The sequence below is a fragment of the Kineococcus rhizosphaerae genome (genome assembly GCF_003002055.1).
GTDB classification, from domain to species: Bacteria; Actinomycetota; Actinomycetes; order Actinomycetales; family Kineococcaceae; genus Kineococcus; species Kineococcus rhizosphaerae.
Genome location: NZ_PVZF01000004.1, coordinates 122,714 through 138,607 on the forward strand (window position 1 = coordinate 122,714; position 15,894 = coordinate 138,607).

Here is a 15,894-nt window from a genome sequence, read left to right on the forward strand (position 1 = left end):
TCAGCCGACCCTGCGGGAGGCCTTGATCATGTCCTCGCGGGACACGACCTTGACGCGCTCGCGGCCGTGGGGCTCGCCCAGGGCCCGCTCGAACGCGTCGAGGACCTCCCAGTCGGTCCAGGTCAGGACGTCGACGCCCTTGTCCCGCAGGAAGTCCAGGATCGCCTGCGGGTCCGGCTCGCTCGCGCGGGAGAACCGCGCGGCGTCGGCCACGAGGTGCTTGACGGTCTCGGAGGCGTCGGACTTGGTGTGCCCGATGAGCCCGACGGGACCGCGCTTGATCCAGCCCGTCACGTAGACGCCGTCCACCGGCTCGCCCTCGGGGGACACGACGCGGCCCTCGTGGTTGGAGATGACGCCCGCGAGCTCGTCGAACGGCAGGCCCGGCAGCGGGGAGCCGAAGTACCCGACCGCGCGGTAGACGGCCTGCACGTCCCAGTCGTGCAGGTCGCCGGTGCCCTCGACGGTGCCGTCGCCCACCAGGCGGGTGCGTTCGGTCCGCAGGCCCGTGACGTGGCCGTCGGCGCCGGTGACGATCTCGGCGGGGGCGTGCAGGAAGTGCAGGTGGATGCGGCGCGAGGCCGTCGACTCCCCCTCCTTCAGCGTCCAGTCCGTCAGCGTCTTGACGACCTGGCGGGTCTGGTTGGACTTCGCGATGGCCGCCTCGGAGCCCTCGTCGAACTCGAAGTCCTCCGGGTCGACGATGACGTCGACGTCGGGGACGTGACCGAGCTCACGCAGCTCCAGCGGCGAGAACTTCACCTGCGCGGGACCGCGACGGGCGAAGACGTGCACGTCGGTGACCTTCGAGGCCTTCAGGCCCTCGTACACGTTGGCCGGGATCTCGGTGGGGAGCAGGTCGTCGGCGTGCTTGGCCAGCACGCGCGCCACGTCGAGGGCGACGTTGCCGGCCCCGAGGACCGCGACGGAGGCGGCGTCCAGCGGCCACTCGCGCGGGTAGTCGGGGTGGCCGTCGTACCAGGAGACGAAGTCGGCCGCGCCGAAGCTCTCGGGGGCGTCGACCCCGGGGATCGTCAGCGGGGCGTCCTTGATCGCGCCGGTGGAGAAGACGACGGCGTCGTAGTGGCGCCGCAGGTCCTCCAGGGTGACGTCGGTGCCGAAGTCGACGTTCGTCAGCAGCCGGATGTCGCCGCGCCCCAGCACCTTCTGCAGGGCCACGATGATCTGCTTGATGCGCGGGTGGTCGGGCGCGACGCCGTAGCGCACGAGCCCGAACGGCGCGGGCAGGCGCTCGAACAGGTCGATGCCGACGCCGTCGAAGCCCGTGGCCGACAGGTCGGCCTTGGAGAGGATGTCCGAGGCGTAGATCCCGGCCGGTCCGGCTCCCACGACGGCGACGCGCAGCGGACGGTTCGAATCGGTCACAGCTCTCGGTGTCCCTGTCTCTCGAGGAGGATTCATCCGTAGGCAAGCCTAAACGCCGGGCGCCACCACCACGAACGCGACGATGACCCCGTGACCCCCGTGGACCAACCCCCCGCCGGCCCTGCACGAACCGTCCACACCCGCAGCGGGGTCCTCGCCGGGGCGGCCGCCTACGGGCTGTGGGGGCTGTTCCCCTTCTACTTCCACGCCCTGCGCTCGGCCGGCGCCCTGGAGATCCTCGCCTGGCGCGTCGTGTTCTCCCTCGCGCTGTCCGCGGTCCTCGTCACGGCGCTGCGCCGCTGGGGGCGCGTCGCCGCCGTCGCGCGCTCGCGCGAGCAGCGCACCCTGCTCGCGGCGGCCGCCGTCGCCGTGGCCGTCAACTGGGGCGTCTACGGCCTGGCCGTGGTGGACGGGCACGTCCTGGAGGCCGCGCTGGGGTACTTCGTCAACCCGCTGCTGACCGTCCTGCTCGGGGTCCTCGTCCTGCGCGAACGGCTGCGGCCCGGGCAGTGGGCCGCGGTCGGCGTCGGGCTCGCGGCCGTCGTCGTCATCACCGTCGACCTGGGCCGGCTGCCGTGGATGGCGCTGACCGTGGCGGTCTCCTTCGCCGCCTACGGGCTGCTGAAGAACCAGCTCGGCCGCCGCGGCGGCGGGGTGGACCCGCTGACCGGGCTGACGGTGGAGACCACCGTCCTCGTCGTGCCCGCCGTCGTGGCCCTGCTCGTGCTGGGGCCGCGGGTGACGTTCGCCACCGAGGGGCCGCTGCACGCGGGCCTGCTCGTGCTGGCCGGCCCCACGACGCTGGTGCCGCTGGTCCTGTTCGCCACCGCCGCCTCCCGGGTGCCGCTGACCGTCATCGGGATGCTGCAGTACGTCACCCCCGTCCTGCAGTTCGTGGCGGCGCTGCTGCTCGGGGAGACCATGCCGGCCTCGCGCTGGATCGGCTTCGGGCTCGTCTGGCTGGCCCTGGCCGTGCTCACCGTCGACGTGGTGCGCCACCAGCGGCTGGGAGCGCGCCGGGAGTCCGCCGGGAGCACACCCGTCACGGTGCACGAGCGGTGATCCACCCGGCAGACTGCTGAGAGTGCTGCCCCCGCTCCTGGCCCGGCGCGCCCGACGGGCCCGCACCCGCCGCCTCGGCGCCGTCTTCGTCGTCGTCCTCGCGGTCGTCGGTGTCCTGTCCGCGGTGACCCCGCCGTTCCGGGAGCGCTTCGGCCCCCTCCTGGAGGTCCTGCCCCTCGGGGTCCCGCTGCTGACCAAGACGGTCCTGGTCCCCGTCTCCATCGCGCTGCTGCTGCTGGCCCGCGGGCTGCGGCAGGGGCAGCGGCTGGCGTGGGTCGTCACGCTCGTCCTGCTCGCCACCTCCGCCGTCCTGCACCTGCTGAAGGGCATCGACGTCGAGGAGGCCGTCCTCGACGTCGTCCTGCTCGTGTGGCTGTCCGCCAACGCCCGCTCGTTCCCCGTGCTGCCCAGCGCCGCCCGCACCCGGCGCGCGGCGCGCGTCCTGACCATCGGCGCCGTCCTCACCCTCGCCGTCAGCGCCGCCCTCGTCGTCGCCGTCGGGGAGGAGCGCCACCCGCGCGAGACGACCGCCGCCGTCGTCGAACGGCTCGTCGGGGACAGCAGCCGCCCGCTGCCGGTGCTGCGCGGGGACGAGAGCCACGTCTTCCTGCCGCTGCTCAACCCCTCGCTGCTGGCCCTGGGCATCACCCTCGTGGTGGTCCTGGGCTGGGTGCTGTTCAGCCCGCACCGCCCCGAGACCCTCAGCCCCGAGCAGCGGCTGGCCGAACGCGAACGCGCCCGCGCCGTCGTCCTGGCCCACGGCGGCGACACCCTCGACTACTTCGCGCTGCGCGACGACAAGGACTTCTTCTTCGTCACCTTCCCCGAGGGCGAGGGGGTCGTGGCCTACAGCGTCCGCAACGGCGTCTGCCTCGTCTCCCCCGACCCCATCGCCCCGCCGGAGCGCGGCGGCGCGCTGCTCACCGAGTTCCTCGACCTCGTCGAGCGCAGCGGCTGGTCCGTCGCCGTCGTCGGCGCCGGCACCGACTGGCTGCCCTCCTACGAGGCCGTCGGGCTGCGCCCGGTCTACCTGGGCGACGAGGCCGTGCTGGACTGCACGAAGTTCTCCCTCAAGGGCTCGTCGATGAAGAGCCTGCGCGGGTCGGTGAACCGCGTCACCAAGGCCGGGATCAGCGTCGAGTTCCTCGACGGCCCCACGGTGCCCGCCGAGGTGAAGGCCGAGCTGCTCGCCATCTCCGGGCAGTCCCGCCAGGGCGAGGCCGAGCGCGGGTACTCGATGACGCTCTCGCGCCTGTTCGACCCCGCCGACACCGGCGTCCTGGTCAGCGTGGCCCGCTTCGACGACGGCCGGCCCGCCGGGTTCATCCAGTGGACCCCCGCCGCGAAGGTCGAGGGGTACTCCCTGGACGTCATGCGCCGCTCGACGGCCGAGGACGTCCCCAACGGCCTGACCGACGCCCTCATCGTCGCCACCGCCGCGCACCTGGCCGAGAACGGCGGGCGGGGCCTGGGCCTGAACTTCGCCGTGCTGCGCGAACTGGTCGCCGGTGAGCGCGAGGGCGCCGTCGCCGACCTGGGCCGCCGCGCCCTGCACGCGCTGTCGCGCAGCGCCCAGATCGAGTCGCTGTGGAAGTTCAACGCCAAGTACGACCCGACCTGGAAACCCCGCTACGTCGTCCTGGACTCCGTCGAGTTCGCGGCCGCGCAGGGCCTGACGATCGCCGGCGCCGAAGGGGTCGCGGAACTGCCCGTCGTGGGCCGGTTCCTCGGACGCCGCCCGTGAGCCTGGCGCTGGGGGCCGCGCTGCTCGCGGCGCTCGCGTACGCGGGGGCCTCGATCCTGCAGGCCCTCGGCGTGCGCGGGGGGTCGTCGGCGGCGGCGCTGACCCGGTCCCCGCTCTACCTCGCCGGCCTCGGGCTCGACGGGCTCGCGTGGCTGCTCTCGCTCGTGGCGCTGCGGCGGCTGCCGACGTTCGCCGTCCAGTCGCTGCTCGCGGGCTCGCTGGCCCTGACGGTCCTGCTGGCGCGGGTGGTCCTGCGCTCGCGGTTGCGGACGCGGGACACCGTCGCGGTCCTGCTGCTCGTGGGCGCCCTCGGGGTCGTCGGCGGGGCCGGGACCGAGCAGCCCGCCCCCCTCGTGCCCGCCCCGGTGCTCGTCGCGCTGTGCGTGGCGGCCGGGCTGTGCCTGTCCGCGGTGCTCGCGCTGCGGCGCAGCGGGTCCACGGTGTTCGCGGTCCTGGCGGGGCTGGGGTACTCGGTGGCCGCCCTCGGGGCCCGGGCCGTCGAGGTCCCCCCGGCCTGGTGGCGGGTCGCGCTGGAACCGGTCGCGTGGGCCGTCGTCGTCGCCGGCGTCGCGGGGACCCTGGCGTACGCCGCGGCGCTGGAGAAGGGGTCGGTCGGGGCCGCCACCGCGCTGCTGTGGTCGGTGGAGGTCGTCGTCCCGGCCGTGGCGGGGTTCGCGCTGCTCGGCGACGAGGTGCGCCCCGGGTGGTTCGGGGCCGCGGTCGCGGCGCTGGTCGTCGTGGTCGGGTGCTCGGTGGTGCTCGCGGGCTCCCCCGCGATCCCCGAGGAGGGCTGAGACCCCGCCGGAGGCACACCTCCCGCCCGCGGGTGCGGGTCCGGAGGGCGCGAGGTGTGCCGTCAGCGGGAGGGGGCCCGGCGCCGGTGCAGGGTCCCCCAGCTCACGACCTCCAGCACGATCCACGACGAGACCGCCAGGACCTGCCAGCGCTGGGAGTCCCCGCCCCCGCCGTTGCCGCCCTGGAAGAACGTGACGACCTCGTAGAGCCCGCAGCCCGTCGAGACGAGCGCGACGAGCAGCGCCAGCGCGCGCAGCACCCCCGAGGTGCGCCAGACGAGCTCGGCCCCGGCGAGCACGGCCGCGGCGGTGCCGAGGACGGACACCCCGTCGTGGACGAGCTCGGCGCCCACCGACGACGCCGGGCACGGCCCGAGCGAGGGCGCGCACGTCACCGGGACCAGCGCCGAGACGAACGTGCCGAGACCGAACACGGCCAGGCACACCGCCCGGAACCGCGCGTGCCGGGGCCCGCTGCGCCACAGCGGCAGCGCCAGCAGGGCCGTGAGCAGACCCGCGCTGCCGTCGCCCAGGCGGAACCAGATCGAGCCCGGCTCGGTCGGCACCGACAGCTCGCTGATGACCCCCACCGCCAGGTCGACGCGCGCCCCCACGAACGGGGCGAGCAGGAAGTTCGCGTTGGCCAGCGCCGCGACGACGGCCACCGGCAGCCAGCCGGGGTGGGCGGCACGCCTCACCGCAGCGCCCGCACCGCGTCCACGATCGCCGACGGCCCGCCGACGTTGCCCGGCACGACGACCTGCCGGACCTCCCGGCCGTCCACGGGCAGCCGCCACACCGAGACCCCGGGCGCGACCTGCCCCTCGACGACGGCCTCGCGCGCCCCCAGGCCCGTGCGGGCGACCTCGGCGGCCGTGATGCCGCCCTTGCTGACCACGGCGTCGACGCGCGGGCGCAGGAGGCGGACGGCCTCCACGAGCGCGGCCATGACGCGCTCCCCGTGGTCCAGCGTGCCGTGGTCGGCGGCGCGGACGCGTTCGGTGGCGAGCACGACGAGGTCGCCCGTCGCCCGCGCGGCCAGTTCCCGTCCCGCCGCGAGCGGGTCCGCGAGCGCCGCCGCGGTCGGCAGGACGAGCCGGGTGCCTCCCCCGTCCCCGGCGAGGGCCTCCAGCTGGACCCGCGCGCCCTCGGTGTGCGACCCGCAGACCACCAGGACGCGCCGGGCCGTCGGCAGCCGGTCCAGGTACCCGGTGCTGGCCACCCCCGCCAGTTCCGCCGCCAGAGGGGCCGCGCAGCGCACCACGACACCCCGTCCGTCCCGCTCGGCCCGTTCGAGGTCGGCGGCCAGCGCCCGCACGTCGTCGTCGTCGCGCACGTCGGGCACGACGACGGCCCCGGCCGGGGCCTGCTCCAGCGGTCCCCGGAACGGGGTGCGCGAGGACTTCTCCCGCACGTAGTCCTCCAGCCGGGAACTGGTGAACCCGAAGACGGGGTCGGCGGCGTACTCGCTCTCGGCGGCCGGGACACCGCCCACGAGGTGCACGCCGTCGATCGTCGTGCGGCCCCCGGCCGGGAACGCCGGCACGAACAGGACCACGTCGTCGGGGCCGGTGAACACGTCGGTCTCGGCGAAGACGTGCCCGCGCAGGGTGGAGTCCCCGCGCAGCACGAAGCGCACCCGCACCCCGAGGCGGCCGGCCGCGGCGAGGACGTCGTCGCGGATCGAGGTCACGAGCGCGACCGCCGCCGCCTCGGTCAGGGCCCGCGAGTTCGTCTGGACGTACACGGCGTCCACCTCGCGCAGCGTGCGCTCCAGGACGGCGGCGTCCCACGCCAGCAGGACCCGCACCCCCGTCGCCGACTGCGTCCCCGTCGGATCGTCGTCCAGCACCACCGTCTTCACGCTCCGCAGTGAACCAGACCTCGTGCGGGTGTCCGGGGTGCGGCACAGTGGGGGCGTGGACCTGCCGGTGAACCCGCCCGTCGAGCCGATGCTCGCCAAGGCGGCCGGGGCCGTCCCGGCCCAGCCCGACGGCGAGCCCGCGTGGCTGTACGAGCCCAAGTGGGACGGGTTCCGCTGCATCGTGTTCCGCGACGGCGACGAGGTGGAGCTGGGCTCGCGCGGCACGAAACCCCTCACGCGGTACTTCCCCGAGGTCGTCGCGGCCGTCCTGGCCGAACTGCCGCCGCGGTGCGTCGTCGACGGCGAGCTGTTCGTCCCGCAGCCCGGCGGCGGCCGGCTGGCGTGGGACCTGCTGTCCCAGCGCATCCACCCCGCTGCCAGCCGCGTCGAGAAGCTGGCCGTCGAGACGCCCGCGCAGTTCGTGGCCTTCGACCTGCTGGCCCTCGGCGACGAGGACCTCACGTCCCGGCCCGCGGGGGAACGTCGCGAACGGCTCGTGGCGGCGCTCGCGGGCTGCGGTCCGGTGACGCACGTGACGACGGCGACGTCCGACGCCGCGGTGGCCGCGGACTGGTTCACGCGGTTCGAGGGGGCCGGGCTGGACGGGGTCGTCGCCAAACCCCTCGGCGAGCCGTACCGCCCGAAGGAGCGGGTCATGACGAAGGTGAAGCACCGCCGCACGGCCGACTGCGTCGTCGTGGGGTACCGGCTGCACAAGAGCCTGCCCGGGATCGGGTCGATGCTGCTGGGCCTGCACACCGACGACGGGGTCGTGTCCGTGGGCGGGGCGGCGGCGTTCACGGCCGCGCGGCGGGTGGAACTGCTGGAACTGCTGCAGGAGCTGCGCACGGGCGACGAACCCGCGCAGGGCGAGAAGAACCGATGGAACGCCCGCCGGGACGACTCGTGGATCCCCGTCCGGAACGAGCTCGTGTGCGAGGTGGAGTACGACCAGCTGGAGGGGCGGCGGTTCCGGCACAACCCGCGGTTCCTGCGCTGGCGGCCGGACAAGGAGCCCGGGCAGTGCCGGCTGGACCAGCTCGACGTCCCGGCCGACTACGACCTGACCGACGTGCTGTCGGGCGCCGCGGGAGCCTCGGCGGGGGGTTCGCGGTGAGTTCCAAGGCCCCGGCCGAGGAGATCGACGTCGACGGGATCGCGGTCCGGCTGACGAGCCCGGACAAGGTCTACTACCCCAGCCTCGGGGGCGCGGGCCGCAAGCGGGACGTCGTCGACCACTACCGCCTCGTCGCCCCCGCGCTGCTGAGCGCCCTGCGGGACCGCCCGACGCACCTGCAGCGGTTCCCCGACGGGATCGAGGGCGAGGAGGTGTACCAGAAGCGCGTCCCGAAGTTCGCGCCCGAGTTCGTGGAGACCGTGAACGTGACGTTCCCGTCGGGACGGACGGCCGACGTGATCCGCCCCACGACCACCGCCGCGCTCGTGTGGGCGGCGCAGCAGTCGACGATCACGTTCCACCCCTGGCCCTGCACGGCCCCCGACGTGGACCACCCCGACGAGCTGCGCGTCGACCTCGACCCCCAGCCGGGCACGGGGTTCACCCAGGCCCGCGCCGTGGCCCGCGACGTCCTGAAGCCCCTCCTCGACGAACTCGGGATCGAGGGTTTCGTCAAGACGTCCGGCGGCCGCGGGGTCCACGTGTTCGTGACGATCGAACCGCGCTGGACGTTCACCGAGGTCCGGCGGGCGGGCATCGCCCTGGCCCGGGAGGTCGAACGCCGCGCCGACGGCCTGGTGAGCACGGCGTGGTGGAAGGAGGAGCGCGGCGAGACGGTGTTCGTCGACTACAACCAGAACGCCAGGGACCGGACGATGGCCAGCGCCTACTCGCTGCGCCGCACGGCCCGGGCCACGGTGTCGACCCCGTTGCGCTGGGACGAGCTGGCCGGCGACCTCGACCCCGACGACGTCACGCTCACCACGTTCCCCGCCCGCTTCGCCGAGGTCGGCGACCTGTGGGCGCACCGCCGCGACCGGGCGTTCTCCCTGGAACCGCTGCTCGCCCTCGCCGACCGCGACGCCGGGGACGGCCTGGGGGACCTGCCGTACCCGCCGACCTACCCGAAGATGCCGGGCGAGCCGAAGCGCGTGCAGCCCTCGCGGGCCAGGAACCCCCCGGACTGACCGGCTCAAGTCCGGGTGGCACAGGGCCGAAGGAGTGGTGACCGGTGGACCGCCGGTCCTGCCCCCCGGAGGAACCCCGATGTCGAGCGCCCTGCCCGTGAGCACCTCCCGCACCACCCGCGTCTTCGCCGACCGCAGCGTGCGCACGAAGGTGCTCAGCGCCCTGGGCGCCCTCGGGCTGGTGACGATCGGCGTCAGCGCCGGCTCGCTCGTGGCCCTGGACGAGGGCGCGCAGCGCGCGGACGCCACCTACCAGGACACCGTCCTGGGGCTCACCGCCCTGGGCCGCGTCCACCAGGAGGAGCTCAAGACGCGGATGCTGGTCGCCCAGCACGCCGCGACCCCGGACGCCGAGGGCAAGGCGAAGGTCGCGCAGAAGATCAAGGACAGCGACGCCGAGCTCGACACGTGGGCCGCGAAGTACTCCGCCAGCCCGCTGGCCGACGCCGCCGACTGGAAGAGCTTCACCGACACCTGGGCGCAGTGGCGCCAGGCCCGCGACACCCAGCTCCTGCCGCTGTCCGAGGCCGGCGACCAGGCCGGCTGGGCCAAGGCCAACGCCGACGTGGCCCAGCCGCTGGTCAGCAGCGCCGCGGACGCCCTCGACGCCGTCGAGGGCGCCGAGAACAAGGTCGCGGAAGCCAGCGCCGCCGCCTCGCGCACCACGGCGAAGGACTCGCGCAACCTCATCCTGGCCGCCCTCGCCCTGGGCCTGGGCCTGTCCGGCGCCCTCGGGCTGGCGGTCGTCCGCTCCATCGTCCGTCCCCTGCACGAGGTGTCGGCCTCGCTGGAGGCCATGGCCGAGGGCGACCTGACCGTCGCCGCGCGCGTCGAGTCCCGCGACGAAGTCGGTCAGATGGCCGCCTCCCTGGAGAAGGCCCGCGCCAGCGTCCGCGGCACCGTCTCGGCCATCGCGTCGTCCTCGCAGTCGCTGCTGCTGGCCTCCGACCAGCTGACCGCCGACAGCGAGCGCATCGGCGGCACCGCCGGCCAGACCGCCTCGGCCGCCGCGTCGGCCGCCGACACCGCGGCCACCGTGTCCGCCAGCGTCTCGACCGTCGCCATGGGCGCCGACGAGATGCAGGCCGCGATCCGCGACATCGCCAACGGGGCCTCCGAGGCCACCGCCGTCGCCGCCCGCGCCGACGAGCTGGCCGGTCGCGCCGGGGAGACCGTCGCGCGCCTGGGCGTCAGCTCCGCCCAGATCGGCGACGTCGTCAAGGCCATCACCGCCATCGCCGAGCAGACCAACCTGCTGGCCCTGAACGCGACCATCGAGGCCGCGCGCGCCGGGGAGGCCGGCAAGGGCTTCGCCGTGGTCGCCGGGGAGGTCAAGGAGCTGTCCGCCCAGACCGCGCGCGCCACCGAGGACATCGCCGCCCGCGTCGGGTCCATCCAGACCGACACCGCCGAGGCGGTGCGGGCCATCGAGAGCATCGCCGAGGTCATCGGCGAGATCGGCAACCACCAGACGACGATCGCCTCGGCCGTCGAGGAGCAGTCGGCGACGACGGCCGAGATGAGCCGCAGCGTCGGCGAGGCGGCCGCCGGCTCGGAGCGGATCGCCGACAGCATCCGCGGGATCACCGGCTCGGCCGCCACGACGGCCGAGGTCGTCGCCGGGTCCCGCACCGCCGCCGACGACCTGGCGCGGTTGTCCGGCGAGCTCAGCTTCCTGGTGACGCGCTTCAAGGTCTGAGGCTCGGCCCGCTCGCGGGAACGGCACGTTGCCTCCGCGGTCCCGATGAACGGGACCGCGGAGGCAACGTGCCGTTCGGCGTTACCGGGCGCTCGGTGCGGCGACGTGGGCGGGCAGCTCGGCCACGACGGCGTCGAGGTGCTGCCCGAGCGTGCCGGCCCGGCCGGCGTCGGCGATCCAGCGCCGGTAGCCCTCCCGCCAGACGGTGAGGGTGAGCCCGGCGGCGAGGGCCGCGTCGGCCCGCGGCACGCCCTCGGCGCTCAGGAAGTCCTCGGCCTGCTGCTGCCAGCGCAGCTGCTGGGCGAGGTCGCGGGCGCGCAGCGCGGGGTGGGCGTCGAGCACCTGCTCGCGCAGGCACTTGACGTCGGGGGCCTGTTCGGCGTGCTCGACCAGGGCCCGCACACCGGTCAGGAGCCGGGCGAAGGGCGGCAGGTCGCCGGCGCCGGTGGCGGCCTCGACGACGGTGTCGAAGACGTCCTCGTCGGCCGCGAACAGGGCGTCGTCCTTGTCGCGGACGTGCCGGAAGAAGGTGCGCGTGGACAGGTCGGCGGCGTCGGCGATGTCGGCGACGGTGGTGCTCTCGTACCCCTGCGCGGCGAACAACCGCAGGGCGTGCTCGGCGAGCGCGCGGCGGGTCGCCGCGTGACGGCGTTCGCGGGGGGTGGGGCGCTCGGTCACGTCCGACATTCCACCACACCTTGACACTCGAGGTCCTTCTGTCACATCGTGCCACTACGTCACGAATCGACAGGAGAACACCGTGAACCTCACCGGACAGACCGCCCTCGTCACCGGGGCCTCGGGCGGGATCGGAGCGGGGATCGCCACGGCGCTCGCCGCCCGGGGCGCCGACCTCGTCCTCGTCGCCCGCAGCGCCGACAAGCTGCAGGCCCTCGCCGCGGACCTGCGCGCCCGGCACGGCCGTGACGTCCTCGTCGTGCCCACCGACCTGTCCGCCCCGGGTGCCGCCGGGCACCTGGCCGACACCCTGGCCGACCGCCCCGTCGACGTCCTCGTCAACAACGCGGGCTTCGGCCTCGGCGGCCGGCTCGCCGAGACCCCCGACCCGGCCCGGCTCAGCGCCATGGTCACCCTCAACTGCACGACGCTCACCGAGCTCACCGCCCGGTTCCTGCCGGCGATGGTCGCGCGCCGGCGCGGAGCCGTCGTCAACGTCGCCAGCCTCGCCGGCTACTACCCCGTCCCCGGCCTGGCCGCCTACGCCGCCACCAAGGCCTACGTCCTGTCGCTGACCGAGGCGCTGTGGGCCGAGACCCGCGGCACCGGGGTCCGCGTCGTCGCCGTCTCCCCCACCGTCACCGAGACCGGGTTCTTCGACGTGGCCGGCGAGGGGGCCGGGGCGGGGATGCGCCGGCGCAGCGTGGACCAGGTCGTCGCCACGTTCCTGGACGCCCTCGACGGCGACCGGCCCGTCGTCGCCGACGGACGGGCCACCGAGGTCGTGGCCGCCCTGGCCCGTCGCGCCCCTCGCGGCGCGCTGCTGCGGCTGGCTGGGCCGCGGTTCGCCGACCGCGCCTCCCGCTGAGCGGCGCTCACCCGCCCCCGGCCGTCACCCCGCACCCGAACCGTTCCCCCACAGCGGGTGTGTCGAGACCTCCGCGGTGACCACCGCGGCGCCGGCGAGCAGGAGGAGGGACCGGACCCCGGCCCCGGCGGACGGGCGGTCGGGGCCGGTGAGGAGGCGGTGCCCGAGGTGGGCCGCGCTGACCACCCCAACGAGCACCGCCCACACCAGCAGCACCCACCCCAGCAGCCAGGCCGGGGTGGACAGCGACTCCGCCCGGTCGCTGCGGAAGCCCACCGCGTCGGCGGCACCGAGCAGGACTGCGGCGCCGGCGGCCAGGGCGAGGGTGAGCACGGCACCCACCGGTGGTGAGGAGGTCCGCGTCACGCGACCACGCTAGAGCGCGACGGGAGCCGTGCCCAGAGGTCGCGGGACCGGGCTCAGACCACGCGGTCGGCGATCGTCGCCGCGTACGTCTCCAACGCCTCGCGCGCCGGGCTCGGCGGCAGGGCCGCCAGGTGCGTCGAGGCGCGGTGGGCCCACTCGCGCGCCGTCCGCCGGGCCTGGTCGGTGACCGGGTGCCGGCGCAGGGCGGCGACGGCCTCGGCCAGGACCGCGTCGTCGCCCAGGCGCCCGGAGTCCAGCAGCTCCACGACCCGCTGGGCCGCGGCGTCGCCCTCGGCGCCCGCGCGGCGGGCCAGCAGCACCGGCAGCGTCGGGACGCCCTCGCGCAGGTCGGTCCCGGGACGCTTGCCGGACTCGCCGACGTCGCTCGTCAGGTCGAGCACGTCGTCGGCGAGCTGGAAGGCGACCCCCACGTCCTCGCCGTAGCGGATCATCGCCTGCACCACGTCGTCGGAACCGCCCGCGAACACCGCCCCGAACCGGCCGGCCGTCGCGATGAGCGAGGCCGTCTTGTCGGACAGGACGTCGAGGTAGTGCACGACGGCGTCCTCGCCGGGCCGCGGGCCGACGGTCTCGTGCAGCTGCCCCAGGCACAGCCGCTCGAACGTCTCGGCCTGCACCTTCACGGCCACCGGCCCGAGCGCGGAGACGACGTTGGACGCGCGCGCGAACAGCAGGTCGCCCGTCAGGATCGCGACGTTGTTGCCGTAGAGGTGCTGCGCCGCAGGGGCTCCGCGCCGTGTGGGCGCCGAGTCCATGACGTCGTCGTGGTAGAGCGAGGCCAGGTGCGTCAGCTCGCAGACCACGGCCGCGTCCACGACCTCCTCGGGCACGCGAGCCCCCGGGTTCGCCAGGTGCGCGCCCAGCAGCGTGAGCATCGGCCGCACCCGCTTGCCGCCGGCCTCGACGAGGTGGCGCGAGGGCGCGTCGGCGATCGGGTCGGCGTTGGCGACGGCGGCCCGCAGCTTCGCCTCCACGAGGTCGAGGCCGGCGCGCAGGGCGTCCTCGAGGGCGGGGTCGGTCGTGGGCAGCGCACCGGAGGTGCCGGCCGGGGTGTTGACGGAGGTGTTCACGAGGCAGGGGCCAATCGCTTCAGCGCCACGACCACGCGGTCGGTGGCGTCCTTCGACGTGGGGTCGGCCAGGTTGGCCAGGAGCTTCACGACGAGCTTCATCAACCCCGGCCGCGGCAGGCCGAAGCGCGTGGCGACGCGCATGACCTCGGGGTGACCGATGAGGGCGACGAACGCGCGACCGAGCGTGTAGTACCCGCCCAGGTCGGCGCGCACAGCCGCCGGGTAGGACTGCAGCGCGCGCTCGCGGGCGCGCTCGTCGCGGGCGGCCAGCGCCTCGTCGACCGAGCGGGCGGCCAGCCGGGCGGACTGCATGGCGTAGGCGATGCCCTCGCCGTTGAACGGGTTGACCATGCCGCCGGAGTCGCCGACCAGGACGAGCCCGCGCGTGTAGTGCGGGGTCCGGTTGAAGGCCATCGGCAGGGCCGCGCCGCGGATCGGGCCGACCTGGTCCTCCTCGCGGAACCGCCACTCCGGGGGCATCCCCGCCAGCCAGCGGCGCAGGAGCTGGCGCCAGTCGACGTCACCGGAGCCCGCGTCGGCGTCCAGCACCCCGAGGCCGACGTTCGAGGTGCCGTCCCCGACGCCGAACACCCACCCGTACCCGGGCAGCAGGGGACCGTTCGCGGAGTCCTGCTCGCGCAGCTCCAGCCAGCTCTCCAGCCAGTCGTCGTCGTGGCGCGGGCTGGTGAAGTAGGTGCGGACGGCGATGCCGAGCGGGCGGTCCTCGCGCCGGGTCAGGCCCATCGAGACGGCCATCCGGCTGCCGACGCCGTCGGCGGCGACGACCACGGGCGCGCGGTAGGTGCGTTCCGCACCGGCCTTGCGGCCCTTGTCGTCCACGGGCCGGGCGGTGACGCCGACGACGTGGCCGGTCCGCTCGTCGAGGACGGGGCCGGTGACGCTCGTGCGCTCCAGGACGCTCGCGCCGCCGTCGCGGGCGTGCTCGGCGAGGGTCTGGTCGAACCGGTGACGGGTCTGGACGAGGCCGTGGCCGGGGAAGTCGGAGATCTCGGGCCACGGGACCTGCAGGCGGACCCCGCCACCGAGCAGGCGCAGGCCGCGGTTGCGGATCCAGCCGTCGCGTTCGGGGGTCTTGACACCGAGCAGGTCGAGCTCGTGGACCGCGCGGGGGGTCAGGCCGTCGCCGCAGACCTTCTCGCGCGGGAAGGCGGACTTCTCCAGCACCAGGACGCTGCGGCCGGCGTCGGCGAGGTGGCGTGCCAGCGTCGAGCCCGCCGGCCCGGCTCCGACGACCAGCACGTCGGCGTCCTGCGTGTCCATCGCCCCTCCGCTCGTGAAAACTTTCACGAAGTCTAGTGCCCCGCCGTCAGGACTGCGCGCGAACGGCGCGGTGCAGCGCGACGACCCCGAAGGACAGGTTGCGCCACGCCACGCGCTCCCACCCGGCGTCGGCGATGCGCAGCGAGAGCTCGGCCTGGTCCGGCCACGCGTCGATCGAGTCGACGAGGTACTCGTACGCCTCGGCGTGCGAGCTCACGAGCCGGGCCACCCGCGGCAGACCGTGGTGCAGGTACGCCCGGTACGCGCTGCGCAGCAACGGGTTCGGGATCGTCGAGAACTCGCAGACGACGAGCCGTCCCCCCGGGCGCACGACCCGCGCCATCTCGGCCAGCCCCGCGTCCGGGTCCACGACGTTGCGCAGCCCGAAGGAGATCGTCGCGGCGTCGAAGACCCCGTCGGCGAACGGCAGCCGCGTCGCGTCGCCCACCACGAAGCCCAGGTCGGGGCGACGTCGCTTGCCCGCACGGACCATGCCGGTGGAGAAGTCGCACGGGACCGTCAGGACGCCGCGGTCGGCGAACGGCTCGCTGGAGCGGCCGGTCCCGGCCGCCAGGTCCAGGACCTTCTCCCCCGGCCGGGCGTCGACGGCCTCGAGCACGGCCCGCCGCCACAGCCGGTCCTGGCCCGCGGACAGCACGTCGTTGGTGCGGTCGTACTTCTCCGCGACGTCGTCGAACATCCCCGCGACCTGGGACGGTCGCTTGGACAGGTCGGCCAGTTCGCGCTGGGTCTGCACGTCGGAGGTACCCATCTCACCAGTCTGGCAGCCACCCGCGATCCCGCCGTCCACGCTGGGGTCCTGCCGACGTGACTCCCGCCACCCCGCGATCGACGACTCCCCCGCGATCGAGGAGACGCGCACCGCGATCGAGGAGACGCGCACCGCGATCGAG

Annotated in this window: 15 protein-coding genes; 7 read left to right on the forward strand and 8 right to left on the reverse strand. The window is 74.9% G+C overall.

Annotated features, from left to right (window positions below; genetic code table 11):
- Entirely contained in the window at window positions 1-1,422 is a 1,422-nt protein-coding gene (locus CLV37_RS09770) for an FAD-dependent oxidoreductase (protein WP_106209693.1), read from the reverse strand.
- 54 nt (window positions 1,423-1,476) lie between these two features.
- Here CLV37_RS09770 and rarD point away from each other — a divergent pair, with 54 nt between their 5' ends.
- Genes rarD through CLV37_RS09785 form a run of 3 tightly spaced genes read left to right on the forward strand, consistent with a single transcriptional unit; the run spans window position 1,477 to window position 4,986 of the window.
- Window positions 1,477-2,448, forward strand: coding sequence for an EamA family transporter RarD (gene rarD, locus CLV37_RS09775; RefSeq protein ID WP_211298527.1), 972 nt, complete (start codon window positions 1,477-1,479; stop codon window positions 2,446-2,448).
- Window positions 2,449-2,470: 22 nt separating this feature from the next.
- The gene (locus tag CLV37_RS09780; RefSeq protein WP_170127156.1) at window positions 2,471-4,192 is read left to right on the forward strand and encodes a bifunctional lysylphosphatidylglycerol flippase/synthetase MprF; all 1,722 of its coding nucleotides are present in this window, start codon (window positions 2,471-2,473) and stop codon (window positions 4,190-4,192) included.
- Window positions 4,189-4,986, forward strand: a complete 798-nt coding sequence (locus CLV37_RS09785) for a hypothetical protein (RefSeq protein ID WP_106209697.1) — start codon at window positions 4,189-4,191, stop codon at window positions 4,984-4,986. The genes CLV37_RS09780 and CLV37_RS09785 overlap by 4 nt, the downstream gene beginning before the upstream one ends.
- A gap of 62 nt (window positions 4,987-5,048) precedes the next feature.
- Here CLV37_RS09785 and CLV37_RS09790 read toward each other — a convergent pair whose 3' ends face one another.
- Window positions 5,049-5,684, reverse strand: coding sequence for a DUF998 domain-containing protein (locus CLV37_RS09790; protein WP_170127157.1), 636 nt, complete (start codon window positions 5,682-5,684; stop codon window positions 5,049-5,051).
- Complete coding sequence (locus tag CLV37_RS09795) at window positions 5,681-6,850, reverse strand: four-carbon acid sugar kinase family protein (RefSeq protein ID WP_106209702.1); 1,170 nt, start codon at window positions 6,848-6,850, stop codon at window positions 5,681-5,683. The genes CLV37_RS09790 and CLV37_RS09795 overlap by 4 nt, the downstream gene beginning before the upstream one ends.
- A 55-nt stretch (window positions 6,851-6,905) precedes the next feature.
- Here CLV37_RS09795 and CLV37_RS09800 point away from each other — a divergent pair, with 55 nt between their 5' ends.
- The 3 genes from CLV37_RS09800 to CLV37_RS09810 all read left to right on the forward strand — a co-directional run bounded on the left by CLV37_RS09800 (window position 6,906) and on the right by CLV37_RS09810 (window position 10,694).
- Window positions 6,906-7,967 (forward strand): ATP-dependent DNA ligase, encoded by a 1,062-nt coding sequence (locus CLV37_RS09800; protein ID WP_106209705.1) that lies wholly within the window; start codon window positions 6,906-6,908, stop codon window positions 7,965-7,967.
- The gene (ligD, locus tag CLV37_RS09805) at window positions 7,964-8,995 is read left to right on the forward strand and encodes a non-homologous end-joining DNA ligase (RefSeq protein ID WP_106209707.1); all 1,032 of its coding nucleotides are present in this window, start codon (window positions 7,964-7,966) and stop codon (window positions 8,993-8,995) included. Before CLV37_RS09800 ends, ligD begins: the two co-directional genes overlap by 4 nt.
- Window positions 8,996-9,074: 79 nt before the next feature.
- Window positions 9,075-10,694, forward strand: a complete 1,620-nt coding sequence (locus CLV37_RS09810; RefSeq protein WP_106209709.1) for a methyl-accepting chemotaxis protein — start codon at window positions 9,075-9,077, stop codon at window positions 10,692-10,694.
- Window positions 10,695-10,775: 81 nt separating this feature from the next.
- Here CLV37_RS09810 and CLV37_RS09815 read toward each other — a convergent pair whose 3' ends face one another.
- Entirely contained in the window at window positions 10,776-11,381 is a 606-nt protein-coding gene (locus CLV37_RS09815) for a TetR/AcrR family transcriptional regulator (RefSeq protein WP_106209711.1), read from the reverse strand.
- 73 nt (window positions 11,382-11,454) lie between these two features.
- Here CLV37_RS09815 and CLV37_RS09820 point away from each other — a divergent pair, with 73 nt between their 5' ends.
- Window positions 11,455-12,240: an SDR family NAD(P)-dependent oxidoreductase gene (locus CLV37_RS09820; protein ID WP_106209713.1), complete on the forward strand. Its 786-nt coding sequence runs from the start codon at window positions 11,455-11,457 to the stop codon at window positions 12,238-12,240.
- Between the two features lie 24 nt (window positions 12,241-12,264).
- Here CLV37_RS09820 and CLV37_RS09825 read toward each other — a convergent pair whose 3' ends face one another.
- From CLV37_RS09825 to CLV37_RS09840, 4 genes are read right to left on the reverse strand one after another with little or no spacing between them, the layout of a single operon-like run.
- Window positions 12,265-12,606 carry a hypothetical protein gene (locus CLV37_RS09825; protein ID WP_146149352.1) on the reverse strand — a complete coding sequence of 114 codons (342 nt, stop codon included), beginning with the start codon at window positions 12,604-12,606 and terminating at the stop codon, window positions 12,265-12,267.
- A 53-nt stretch (window positions 12,607-12,659) separates the two neighbouring features.
- Window positions 12,660-13,697, reverse strand: coding sequence for a polyprenyl synthetase family protein (locus tag CLV37_RS09830; RefSeq protein WP_106209718.1), 1,038 nt, complete (start codon window positions 13,695-13,697; stop codon window positions 12,660-12,662).
- Window positions 13,694-14,980, reverse strand: coding sequence for a geranylgeranyl reductase family protein (locus CLV37_RS09835; RefSeq protein WP_106209720.1), 1,287 nt, complete (start codon window positions 14,978-14,980; stop codon window positions 13,694-13,696). Before CLV37_RS09835 ends, CLV37_RS09830 begins: the two co-directional genes overlap by 4 nt.
- A 46-nt stretch (window positions 14,981-15,026) precedes the next feature.
- Window positions 15,027-15,752 carry a demethylmenaquinone methyltransferase gene (locus tag CLV37_RS09840; protein WP_106210152.1) on the reverse strand — a complete coding sequence of 242 codons (726 nt, stop codon included), beginning with the start codon at window positions 15,750-15,752 and terminating at the stop codon, window positions 15,027-15,029.
- Between the last annotated feature and the right edge of the window lie 142 nt (window positions 15,753-15,894).

Coding starts and splice junctions, on each gene's coding strand:
- CLV37_RS09770 (WP_106209693.1), bottom strand. CDS start 1,422: ATGAATCCTCCTCGAGAGACAGGGACACCGAGAGCTGTGACCGATTCG.
- CLV37_RS09810 (WP_106209709.1), top strand. CDS start 9,075: ATGTCGAGCGCCCTGCCCGTGAGCACCTCCCGCACCACCCGCGTCTTC.
- CLV37_RS09815 (WP_106209711.1), bottom strand. CDS start 11,381: ATGTCGGACGTGACCGAGCGCCCCACCCCCCGCGAACGCCGTCACGCG.
- CLV37_RS09835 (WP_106209720.1), bottom strand. CDS start 14,980: ATGGACACGCAGGACGCCGACGTGCTGGTCGTCGGAGCCGGGCCGGCG.
- CLV37_RS09840 (WP_106210152.1), bottom strand. CDS start 15,752: ATGGGTACCTCCGACGTGCAGACCCAGCGCGAACTGGCCGACCTGTCC.